This window comes from Paenibacillus sp. FSL W8-0919, assembly GCF_038003785.1.
GTDB classification, from domain to species: domain Bacteria; phylum Bacillota; class Bacilli; order Paenibacillales; family Paenibacillaceae; genus Paenibacillus_AQ; species Paenibacillus_AQ lactis.
Window position 1 is genome coordinate 853,610 of sequence record NZ_JBBOPV010000001.1, and the last position, 11,764, is coordinate 865,373.

At 47.9% G+C, this 11,764-nt stretch carries 12 protein-coding genes; all 12 read right to left on the reverse strand.

What is annotated here, in order from left to right; translation table 11 throughout:
- Nucleotides 1-191: 191 nt before the first annotated feature.
- Complete coding sequence (locus NST44_RS03550) at nucleotides 192-1,244, reverse strand: SPFH domain-containing protein (RefSeq protein ID WP_007132643.1); 1,053 nt, start codon at nucleotides 1,242-1,244, stop codon at nucleotides 192-194.
- Nucleotides 1,245-1,265: 21 nt separating this feature from the next.
- Entirely contained in the window at nucleotides 1,266-2,051 is a 786-nt protein-coding gene (locus tag NST44_RS03555; RefSeq protein ID WP_040740253.1) for a TPM domain-containing protein, read from the reverse strand.
- Nucleotides 2,048-3,079, reverse strand: coding sequence for a TFIIB-type zinc ribbon-containing protein (locus tag NST44_RS03560; RefSeq protein WP_007132645.1), 1,032 nt, complete (start codon nucleotides 3,077-3,079; stop codon nucleotides 2,048-2,050). Before NST44_RS03560 ends, NST44_RS03555 begins: the two co-directional genes overlap by 4 nt.
- Nucleotides 3,080-3,106: 27 nt before the next feature.
- Nucleotides 3,107-3,811: a PspA/IM30 family protein gene (locus NST44_RS03565; RefSeq protein WP_340897846.1), complete on the reverse strand. Its 705-nt coding sequence runs from the start codon at nucleotides 3,809-3,811 to the stop codon at nucleotides 3,107-3,109.
- Between the two features lie 318 nt (nucleotides 3,812-4,129).
- Nucleotides 4,130-4,654 (reverse strand): GNAT family N-acetyltransferase, encoded by a 525-nt coding sequence (locus NST44_RS03570; protein ID WP_340897847.1) that lies wholly within the window; start codon nucleotides 4,652-4,654, stop codon nucleotides 4,130-4,132.
- Nucleotides 4,655-4,811: 157 nt separating this feature from the next.
- Nucleotides 4,812-6,617: an ABC transporter ATP-binding protein gene (locus tag NST44_RS03575; RefSeq protein ID WP_007132649.1), complete on the reverse strand. Its 1,806-nt coding sequence runs from the start codon at nucleotides 6,615-6,617 to the stop codon at nucleotides 4,812-4,814.
- Entirely contained in the window at nucleotides 6,614-7,114 is a 501-nt protein-coding gene (locus NST44_RS03580; protein ID WP_007132650.1) for a lasso peptide biosynthesis B2 protein, read from the reverse strand. The genes NST44_RS03575 and NST44_RS03580 overlap by 4 nt, the downstream gene beginning before the upstream one ends.
- A complete protein-coding gene (locus tag NST44_RS03585; RefSeq protein ID WP_007132651.1) occupies nucleotides 7,114-7,407 on the reverse strand; it encodes a lasso peptide biosynthesis PqqD family chaperone in 294 nt (97 codons plus the stop codon). Before NST44_RS03585 ends, NST44_RS03580 begins: the two co-directional genes overlap by 1 nt.
- A gap of 119 nt (nucleotides 7,408-7,526) precedes the next feature.
- Nucleotides 7,527-8,690 (reverse strand): nucleotidyltransferase domain-containing protein, encoded by a 1,164-nt coding sequence (locus NST44_RS03590; RefSeq protein ID WP_007132652.1) that lies wholly within the window; start codon nucleotides 8,688-8,690, stop codon nucleotides 7,527-7,529.
- Nucleotides 8,680-10,200: an O-antigen ligase family protein gene (locus NST44_RS03595; protein WP_138919360.1), complete on the reverse strand. Its 1,521-nt coding sequence runs from the start codon at nucleotides 10,198-10,200 to the stop codon at nucleotides 8,680-8,682. Before NST44_RS03595 ends, NST44_RS03590 begins: the two co-directional genes overlap by 11 nt.
- A gap of 4 nt (nucleotides 10,201-10,204) precedes the next feature.
- On the reverse strand, nucleotides 10,205-11,269 hold the full coding sequence (locus NST44_RS03600) for a glycosyltransferase family 4 protein (protein ID WP_007132654.1): 1,065 nt from the start codon (nucleotides 11,267-11,269) through the stop codon (nucleotides 10,205-10,207).
- Nucleotides 11,270-11,293: 24 nt separating this feature from the next.
- The gene (pssE, locus tag NST44_RS03605; RefSeq protein ID WP_244152790.1) at nucleotides 11,294-11,764 is read right to left on the reverse strand and encodes a PssE/Cps14G family polysaccharide biosynthesis glycosyltransferase; all 471 of its coding nucleotides are present in this window, start codon (nucleotides 11,762-11,764) and stop codon (nucleotides 11,294-11,296) included.

Sequence of the window (11,764 nt, forward strand, 5' to 3'; positions counted from 1 at the left end):
AAACATTATACCATGAATAAGTATGCGCATACATTTTATAAAATGGTTAGAAAGCAGCTCCAATGTAGAATCTACAATGAGATTCAAGCAACTAATTAGATAGCGGTATCCTGATAAAAACAGCCATAAGTTGGCCGCTTATCAAAAGCCTCCCGCTTATGGCTGTACTTTACGCCAGGCTCTACCTGAAACTATCCCAGCTTATGTCCGCAGTTCGGACAAAAGTTGGAGCCCTCGTTCTTCGCGCCGCAATTCGGGCAGAAGTTCGGTTTGCTCTTGCCTTCCGAGGAAGAAGACGCCGGCGACGATGACTGGGATTCTCCGCCTGCATGCTGCTTGTCGTTCCGGGCTTGGTCTTGGCCCTCCGCCCCCTCGGGGCCACGCTGGCCCGGATTTGGGCTCGCATTCATGTTTCGCATCATCTCATTGGCCATATTCATCCCCATCATCATGCCGGCCATATCCGAAGCAGCGCCTCCGCCCTTTATTTTACCTGAAGCGATGCCGTCCGTTATGCTGACCTGCTGGTATTTCTGCAGATTGCCGATCATTTCATGGGATGCCGTCTTCGTGATCATCTCTTGGATTTCCGCCGGATAATTGAAGCTCATTACCTGAAAGCCGGTGATAGAGATTCCATTGTCCATCACTTCCATATCCAGGTCCTCCCGGATGCCTTTGGCGATCTCGGAGGCATTCGCCTGTAGATTGAACATGTTCTTGCCTTCACGGCTGATCCATTTCATCAGGAGCTGATCCAAAACGGACGTAATGCGGATTTTGACATCCTCCACCAGATAGCTCTCCCGCATGCCCGCAATCTTGTCGATCAACGTCACATAATCGGTGACTTTGAAATTGAAGGTGCCGTTAGCCCGGATCGGCATGCCGCCCGGAAGCTGGGGCGTCGGAATCAGAATCGGATTTTGCGTCCCCCACCGGACGGTAAACTCCTTCGTGTTGACGAACAGAACCTCTACCCGCATACCGCTGTTGAACCCGAACCGAAAGCCCTTCAGCGTGGACAGAAACGGAATGATGTCCGAATCGATACTGTACTCGCCCTCATCTTCAAAGATCCCTTCAATCTTGCCGTTGTTCATAAAGATGGCGTCTTGGCCGGCGCGAATGATCAGCCTGCTGCCTTTCTTGATCTCCCGGTTGCTCCACTTCCAAAAAATCATATCATCTCTAAACTCTTCCCATTCCACCACGTTGGAGAATTGATTTCTGAAAAATCCCATGCTACGATTCCATCCCTTCCTTTAGAATTTCCCACGGCTGCTGCTATGCGAATGGCCGCCGCTCGTTACGCCTCCGCCGGAGCTGCCTCCATCATTTTTGGGTATCTCCCGTCTTGTTGTCGTCGTTCGAATGTACCGATCTTCCTGATCAATAATGCCCGAGGTGCTCGCATCCTCATAAGTCCGGCGATTGACCGTCACCCGGCCGCCGGCGCGGTACGTCATCAGGCCGACGGCCAATCCGCCGATCAGGACAGCACCGCCGAGCTGAACCCATATATTGAACAGCGGATTATCGGGATTGAATCCCGGCTCATAGCCCATATATTCATGCGCGGATATAATGTAGGCTTCGAATGCCTTCTTATACTCCCCATCCGATAAGTCGCCCGTGATCTTGCGGCGGATTTTATCCAGCCGGTTATCGTCGAGGTATTCCTCGGCTTTGTAATATCCTTGCAATTCCACATCGCGGTTGCGCATATCCAGCGCCAAAATTACGGCGTTGCCGTGAGGTCTGTCATACCCGGGCGCATACGTATCATAAAAATCCTCAATCAATATCTCGATATCCACATTGTCCGGATTGTCTGTAGTAATAATGATAAAGTCCGTCTCCCGTTCGGCTCCGTACTCGCGGGCCAAGGCGCTGAGCTCCTCATACTCCTGCGAACTCAAAAGCCCGGCGTCATCAAAGATGAGCGGCTTGGCCTCGGCAGCAGCGGCTGCCGTTCGAAGCGGCATCATAAGGAATACCGCCAGCATCATAATCCATCCTAACCTTAGCAACGACCGTCGTCTTCTCACCAGAACCCACCTCCCATCATCCAGGCGATCAGCTTCAAGGACAAGAACGACACGCCGGATATCCCGGCGAACCACGCGGCGATCTTCGCCTTGCTGAGCGGCGGCCTGCCCACCACCTTGCCCGTTTGACCGTTCATGGCGAACGTGTACACGGTTTTGTTGTAGTCGTAATGCACCATCCATACCGGAAGAAGGACGTAATCCGCTTTTTTCATCATTGTATCAATCTGTTTATTAGTGTAATTAACCGTTGTATATCCGGCGACTGCAGACGAAATAGCCGCATCGATGTAGCTGCGAACCTTCTCTTTCGCCCGAGGGAGAAGCTCCTGGTCGTTGTAGCTGTATTTTTCCGCCAAATATCCGGCAAGATACGGGGTTTTGAATTCCTTCAGCTGCTCGTAAGGAAAAGGCTCCAGCTTATCCATCAGCTCATCGTCCATTTTCGCCGATGCATCAAGCGGAAGCTTCGTGTAATTCAAGCGCATCTTACGGTAGATCTCGTAGTGCTGCGTTTCGGTATATTCGTAGTCACCTTGCGTGTATGTTCTTACCTTCGTTGCGTGACCGTGTACCTCCACCCGGTTATGCAGCTCATATAACCAGAACGGCACATACATGCCGGTTAAGCTCTTGATCCGGTTGGCGTTCATGAACCCCCGCGGCGTGAGAAGGCCGTTTCTGCACCATTTTCGAAAAGCCTTGATCGCTTCCTCCTTGCTAATGGAAAAAGGAATGACCATCGCCGGAGCAAGCTCTCCGGTCAGCCGATCAGCGAGCACTACCGCGGAACCGCAATAACTGCAGCTCGTTGCGCTGGTCTCCGCATCCGTCATGATCACGGCCCCGCAGCTGCCGCAGTGGTATTCCTTGACTTCACCCTCCGTAAACACCTGCTGCTTCATCGGATCGGGGAGCTGATCAATATGTTCTTGGTTTCCGCAGCCCGGGCAAGACAGCGTTCCCGTCGCCGCATCAAAGCTCATCCCGCTGCCGCAGTACGGACATTTGTATTCAATTACCGGCATCGGATCACCTCAATTCCCATCAGACCATTACTCCTTCTGTTTCGATTCGCCGCTGCGATCATCCGGGGCTGCTTCCGGACTTGCTGCCGGATGGCTATCATCGCTGCGTTGCTTCATCTGTTCCTCAAGCTCCGCCATCAGCACGTCCAAATCGTCTTCCTTCGATCCGGCCCGTAGCTCCGCGAGCGCCAGCGCTTCGTCCAGGGTCCGGTTCGCCTTCTCCTCCATCGATTGGAACGCCCCAGCAACGTCGCCACGGGAGGAGCCGCTCTCGTTTAAGCGCTGCTGATGCCTCGCCTCGGCCATTTTCCCTTTGAGCTCCAACCGTCTTGCTTCGAGCCGCTCCATATCTGCGACTAGCTTATCCTGCATCTGCTTCATGCTCGCCGCATCGGAAGCGGCCTGCTCATATGCCTGCTGCAAGTCATCGAGCTTCACGGCCGTCTCCGCCTTACGCTCCAGGAATTTGATGGCGTCGGCTTCATTTCCTGCTTCCGCCGCCTTCTCGGCATACCGCTGCAGCTTGGCGACCTCCGTAATGCACTCATCCAGCGTCCGTTTGGCCCGCCGCTCCTCCGCAAGCAGTGAGGCCGTCTCCGCCTTCACCTGGCCCAAGTCGCTGTGCAGGCTGCGCATATATTCATCAATCGTCTTCTCCGGATCATCCGACCGATCCAGCAAAGCGTTCACATTCGCTCGCATAATATCGGTAAATCTCGACAGCATTCCCATGGACATGTTCCTCCTTGGCAACTTTGTTTATCTAATAATACCGGAATTCATCCGGAGGGGTTTCATTTCTCGATATTTCATGGCATGTTTTCCGAAAATTTACATTAGGTAGCGAGAGGTAGTTAGGCGGGGCTTCATTAGTGGTTGATCGTAACGGGGAAACCATTGTCTATCCTGGTCGAATGTTGAGTATTTCTGGGAAATATGACGAGGAATTGTTGTTAAGGCAAATTGGACAAAAGGTTATCAAAGCGTCTAGCTTTAAGGATTTTTACTGGTTGAAGGAGGAGTTTTAGGCCTTGTGCGTAGATTCTTCATTCAGGCTTCCCCATTAAAAATAAGTCTATATTGAATTCGTTCGCTCCTCATCCCTTGATATTCTTCACTGCCTATTCGACTTATTTCTTTGAACCCTAAGTTCTCAAGCATTTTTCTTGAACGAGCGTTGGCCTCGTGAGTTTCAGCGTTAAAAATTGAAATTCCTAACTTCTTCGATGCATATTCCATCATACACTTTGCCGAAGCAGATCCGATCCCCTGCCCCCACAGCCTGCTCTCACCAATTGCAATGCCCAGTTCAGCCGTATTACCTTTCATGCAGGCCATATCTGCATATCCAATTAATTTCCCGTTCAACGTAATTCCCATTCGAATAAAATCTTCGGCAGGATGATTTACGCAATTGCGCCACCATTTATATAATTCTTCAGAGCTTCTGTTGATTTCCCATCCATTCGCTTCACAGAAGGAGTCATCCTTGCTCCATGCCAAGACATTTTCAAAATCATCCAGGGTAATCGGCCGTATGTGAATCCACTGTGAAAGGTTGCTTTGGCCATCCATTCACTTTCCCCCTCTACATATAAAGATTGAACATTGGCCGATAAACACCGGCCATCGTTAGTACAAATGATAATAGGAATTCGGGTGAGTGCCAACACCGCAAACTAAAAACAAAAAAACAGCCGCCCCTCAACGAGGGACGGCTGTTGAACACTGTTTACATCTGGGCGCCTGTTTGGTAACTGAGAAGCTGCCGGAAGGTGCCCTTCTGATCCTGAGACAGCTGCTGATAGCCTCCTTGCTGGATAATCCGCCCTTGCTCCATCACGATGACCTGATCGGCATGGCGGATCGTGGACAGCCGATGGGCGATCACGATAATGGTCATGCTTCCCTTCAGCTGCTCCAGCGCCTCCTGGATCTGCCGCTCATTCTCGCTGTCCAGCGCGCTTGTCGCTTCATCCAGCACAAGAATCGAGGGCCGCTTCAAGATGGCTCTTGCCAGGACGATCCGCTGTCGCTCACCGCCGGACAAGCGCACGCCGCGGTCGCCAATGACCGTGTCAAGCCCCTGCGGAAGCCTTCGCACGAATTCGTCCGACGCCGAAAACCTCAACGCTTCCCACAGCTCATCATCCGATGTCTCGGGAGCGGCCAGCTTCAGGTTATCCCGGATGCTCTCATTGAAGAGAAAAGGGTCCTGCGCCACATAACCGATGCTCCCCCGGAGCGACAGAAGCTGACGTTCATCCTGGATAGACACGCCGTCCGCCAGAACCTGCCCGCTCTCCGGCTGGATCAGTCCCATGAGCAGATCGATCAGGGTGCTCTTGCCCGCGCCGGATTTGCCGACGATGGCCGTCATGCGGCGGGCCGGAATATGTAAGTTAATGCCCCGCAAAGCGTAGGTCGGAGAAGAAGCGTCATATCGGTAGTCCACATCACTGCAAGTAATACCCTGCTGCAGATGCAGTCGCTCGCCATCCGGGACTCCAGCCGTTCCGGCAAGCTCCCGGTCTGCCTCGTATTCCGCTTGCAGCTCGCGTATTGCCCGAAACGCCGGGAAATTCGAAGCAAGCTGCTCGGTACTGGTTTGAATACTGATAAATCTTGGCCATAACCGTGAGAAAATAAGCACAATCATCAGCAGCTGCTCAGCCGGGGTGCGAAGCACCTCAAGAGCAAGGTATACGAACCCGGCAACGAGGATGACGGACGAGAGCCGGTAAATGAGCTGGGACAGGGAGTTCACTTTATTGAATTGGATGAAGTTCCGCTCCATTTTTCGCGACAGCCTGTCAAACCAATCCATATGGGACGGCTCAAGCCGGTTGCTCTTGATGTCCTTGATGCCGCTGAAATGCTCGCTGATGCCGGCAAAATAATATTTTGAAAGCTCGGTCGTCTGCTCGCCGATCCGCTTCGAGCTGCGGATGAACTTGCGCCCGAACAAGGCGAGGACCCCTCCGCTGACCAGCACGATGAGGGTTAACAACGGAGCCAGCCATAAGGCAAGGCCAATCTGAATGATCGTGAACAACAACGACGAGATCATTTGGAAGAACAGAAAGGTGCCTTGGTTCACGCGCCCAAGCTCATTGGTCATGACATGATTGAAATCCGATTTGCGGTGGCGGAGAAAAAACTCCCATTTCGCATGCAGCAATCCCTGGTACGTCTCCATGCGCAGCTTGCGGATAAATCGCTGCAGGATCTTGGCGTTTAGCAAGGTCTGGCTTCGCTGTAGCAGGGCCTGCCCGCCCACAATCACGACATAGATGGCCAGCACCACCGGCAAATTGAGCTGCAGGGACCACGAATCCGCAAGATCCATCAAGGTCGAGACGAGCGGGACTCCGCTCAGATCGGTCTGAAATACGCCGATCACGCCGAGAAGCGGGACGATCAGGTAGATGCCGATACCGTCCAGGATGCTGATGACCAGGATCATGCACATATTAAGGTAGAGCTTGAACCCGGCCATCCCGTGCATTTTTCGGATAAAATAAATGAGATCCTTCAACGTAAAAACTCCTTACCGGATGACCGATTAAAGTTCATTTTCTCCGCCCGCATATCCTTGCCGAATATTCCGACGATCGCATATTTCTCATGCCCTTCCTTGCCCGTAACAATGTAAGAACCGCTGCGGAGCCAGGCGTGAGCCACCATTTGTCCTTGGTCATCCCGCCCGCTTCCTAAATACAGTGTATAGGGAATGCTTCTTCGCTCCAGCATTTTCTTGGCGGCAACGGCTTTGACCAAGCACTGGCTTTCCCACCAGGTAACTCGGCTCATCGCATGTACGGCTCTGGAAATTTGGCGGAGCTGCTTCAACTCCTCCTCCGAGCAGGTATACGGCGTTTCCTTCATAAAATCGCCCAAGGAGGGCGCCACCTTCGCGAAAGGCAGCTGCTTGAACACTCTCCCCCAAGCCAAGTAAACATAGGCTTCGATGAACATCAGCTTCATCGCAACGGGAAAAGACATATACGTCCTTGCTTTCCGGTATAGACTCATTAGGCCTTCTTCACCTGCACAAGCCCTTCATCGGCAAGCTGCCGCAGGAACCGCTGTACCTGCTGCTCGCACGCATCCGGTTCGATATCGTATTCCTCAACGAGCCTCTCCACCATACCGCCGACCGTAATCGGCGTAGACGCCAACTCCCAGATCCGGCCGCCAATCCGGCCCAGATTGTAATACTTTCCATTATCGATACTCAGCATAACCTTCTCGCCGTCCATATCACTGACCAGAAAGCCTTCGGACTGCATGATCAGTACCTCATCCGTAATGAATTCCGTGCTCATGGGAAGAACCTCCTATTTGGGATAAACCCATTCGATTTTTTACATAGAGTACAAACTGATGTATCGTTATTGATACAAAATGTATCGTTGGCAATAAAAAAAATTCCAGTTCTCCAGAGTTATAAATATTGCCGTCTCATTTGTCTCCATGCCCACAAAAAGGGACGGAGCGGGAAATAGAGGAATCGGAGCGGTTTAGGCAATGGTAGCAGCAAAGCATCCTTTGAGCTTGGATACAACCTATTTATGAAATACTGCATTTTTTGTCTGCCTGTAAACAAAGAATACACGTACCTTTTGAAATCTTTGTTCTCGAGAATATCTCCCTCCGGCGATATCTCGATGGCATGGTTCAGATAGTAGAACGATTTCTGTGCTAATTTAACCGAACGTTTCCCCTGTACAAACGCAGCCAGTTCATTAGGGATGGGTGTGTTTAGCAATTCGTTGGATAATAGGAGCGCTTGGCCTACTAAATGACTGCTGTGTGTCTTTTGTAGTAGTCTCTTTAAAAACGGGAAGTCCAGCTTTTTTGTTCTCAGCATTTGATCAATATCATACAACCAGCGCAACCTCATCCATCCATGCCTGGAGCCATGCGTCACTAAATAAACAAACAGATCCTCATTACCCAATAAAGAAATATGTTGGCTTGAAAGGACCTCATCGCTTCGCCTTTCCCATACTTCATGAAATGCAGACCCACTCGTTTCCGGATTTATTCGCCAATGAAGCTCCACTTCGGTTTGAGTACCGGAATGATTATAACTAATATGATGGCTCTTCCATTTCAATACGTTTAAAATCTTCACGTCCGTTGTATACCCCAGGTCCAATAGAACTTCCTCGGCTTTGCTGACATCTTCCGGACAAACTAGGATATCCAAGTCTTTGGAAGTACGAAGAGAGATATCACCATAAATTTTCCGAGCTAATACCGGCCCTTTTAAATGTAGAGACGGGATTCCGCTATCCCTAAACCGTCTGTTCAGCTTCTCCAAATCAGAGCATAGTCTGAGCATTTTGATGACATTGCGTTCGTATTTAACTCTCAGTCCTTCCATGAACCATGGCGGAATCCAATCCAAATCCAATTTTTTTAATTCCAGGTATAAGACTGGATACATTCTGTGAAACTGTATCGTTTTCAACAATTTATTCCAATCAAGATTGGAGCTAAAAAAAAGGACGGATTGTTCGTCTTCAAACTCAGTCCTCCGAAGAAGTTTTAACATAAACATCAATTCGACCGAAGTTCCTGTCATGTCGATTTTAGTTCCCAAATAAATGACCTCTCATTGATTGATTTTTTAAGGTGTTAAGATCCATTGCTTTCTTGCGGGCATTCACTATTGATAATGCGATTCCTGACGCAGTAAAAATGAATACGTTTTGCGGAGAGCTGTTGAAAACGGGCTCACCGCTACTTTCAATCAAAGCGTGAATCAATACCAATCCGGCAAACAAAACAAAGTGCCTTGCAACTGGGTCCACCATCGATTTGTAATTGGAGATAAGTTTTACTATTAAGTATATGAACAGTGCCAAAAGTACTCCTGCCCCTAGATATCCTAATTCCCCTAATACATAAGGCCAGTACGTATCCATAGCCCACATTGGATTCTCAGGCGTCAACCCGTAAATCGTATTCATTCCATACTCATAATAAACCGGAGAATAGTATTCTTTCGCAATGTATCCACCGTAACGTCCAAAACCGACTCCGAATGGAAAATTCTCGTTAGCAATGATAAAAGCAAAATAATACATTGCTTTTCTAGCTGATTTCATCACATCGACTTCGATATACCTCGAGAATGTAAGATCGGTTAATTCCATAATGTAATTCCCCGCAAATAAATAAACGATCGCCACCACGACAGCTGCAGGAATGATAAACGTTAACATCTTTTTCATACCTGACAGCAAGTAAAATATAAAAGCAATAACTAAGATAGAAACAATGGTTTTAAACCGGAAGGATAATAACGCAAAAAAGAAGAATACGCAGGCCCAATAGAAATATCGCGGATCGGTTTTAATCTTGTAGTTTACCGCCAAGTAAATTCCAACCAGCGTCATAAACCATCCATAAATTCCAGGATGAATAAATAGAGACTGAAGACTTGGCACTCCCACACGGTAATCAACAGAGGCTGTGATGCCCAATAGTCCCCTGAAAGCACTCGGCATTGCCAAATCAACAACTGAAAATATCAGAACGCCTATTGCAGCAACCTTGACCCACTTTACATAGTGCAATAAATCAGCCCTGGTAAACGATATATTGGCAAAGACAAAAACATATAACAATCCTTTAATCATTAATTGCATACCCTGGAAGGTTATGTTAAATGGGTTGCTGTGAAGGATGGAAGAGACCATCCCGAAAAGCACCATGCCCACCATGGATAAGAATATGTAACCTCCAGCGATTTTTTTTCCCCTTAGAAAGTTAATCATCAGTGCAGGTACGCATATGAGGACAAACAACTCATCCAAATAAGAGAAAATTACGCCCATTGATCCCAACAGATTTATAATCGTGTCTTGGAAAAGAATGAACAGCAGAAAAGGTGGTATGCACCTTTTAATGTTGCTCTCGCGGGTAGCTGCCAGAACAAGAATCACATATCCGATCAAACCTAAGATTAACAGCAATATCTTCAAATTATCCGGTGCAGCAAATCCAACAACTGCGGCAGCGCATAATGAAAGGAACATCAATCTCTTTTGATTTGTTATATGTAAGATACAATACCACCACCTTGGCCCTGCTTTTTTGATCGTCATTTTCTCAGCAAATTAAACGCTGGTAAATGCCTCTCAATTCTTGGGTAATCATCTTCATGTCAAATCGGTTATGAATTATATTCTTGTTTTCTTCCCCCATACTTTGCCTTAGTTGTTCATTATGGATTAGCTCCTCTAAAGATCTTGCAAGGTCGTGGACGTTCCCCGCTTGAATCAAAAATCCGTTTTTTCCGTTGGATATTACTTCAGGAATCCCCCCCACAAATGTGGAAACAATGGGAAGGGAATGACTCATCGCCTCAAGAATGGCCATTGGCAACCCCTCATTATAGGAGGGGAGCACCAGAACATCGGATCTTTGCAAAAGCTCTTCCCTTCTCTCGCTGTTCACCCAGCCCATAACCTCGATATAATCCTGAAGGGACTTTTTCTCCACTGTTTGTTTGACCTCTTCAATCTCGCCGTCCCCTGCCAATAGAAATTTAGCCTTAACCCCTTTATTTTTCAGGATGTCTACAGCATCAATCAGATCGTAGGTTCCTTTTCGCTTTCCAAGCCTTCCAAGGAAAAGGCAGATGGGCTGCGCATTGCTTCTCCTGTAAGTCCTCTTATTTGGATCAGTAAAAACCCCATTGTATAGGACTTCGATGTTCTCGGAAGGCACTATACTGGAATAATAATTTTTCCATTGGACAGACAATACGATAAGTTTATCGGCCTTGTTCAAGATATAGTCGCAAAGCTTTCTTTGTGCTGAGCTGCTATTATAAAAATCATCAAAATTTGCACCGTGAAGATGAATAATTACCGGGACTCCGAATGTTTTTCCTATTAATAAAAAGATGGCTTTTCTGTAAAAGCTCCCTCTCTCAGACATATGAATATGAATAATATCCGGTTTTTTGAATATAAGAATTTTCAGAAACTTTAGAAGCCCAGAAAAAAAGTAAACTATCTTATGAAATACATTTCCTGTAATATAAGTTTCCACTCTAAACATTCTATAAAAACTGGATATGGCTGATTGCTCTATGTTCTGAATCACCGTAACGATGCCGCCCATATCTTTCAAAGAAGAACCGACGACTACGACAGTTGGCTTAGACATAAATGCCTCCTTACGCCTGTTTCGTCATAATTGATCCACATATTGTTTTAACGCTAGAACTAACTCAGACTCTGGTCTGACATAATTTTGAAGATGGATGGAGTCCATATGTTCTATGATGGTCTGAATCTCTTGCTGGCTATTCGCAACTGTTATAAGTTTCTTCTCTCGAAAAACATTTGCGATTTCAATCTGATGATTGTCTACATGCTCACCTAGCTCCCTTTTACGGGGTACCACGATGATCTTCTTGCCGCTTTCTAAACATTGAGTGATAGTCCCAATACCCGCATGTGTAACGATAATGTCCGAGTTTCTGATACATTCCTTCATTTCAGATTCTTGTAAAAATTGGTGAATGTCCATATTATCCGATTGATAATCGGTATAACCGACCTGAGCGATCACCTTTCCCGTAATCACACGGTCACGAATAAGCTGATCAACCATCTGAAACAATCTCGGAAACGGGAACCTCTGGCTGCCTACTGTCAC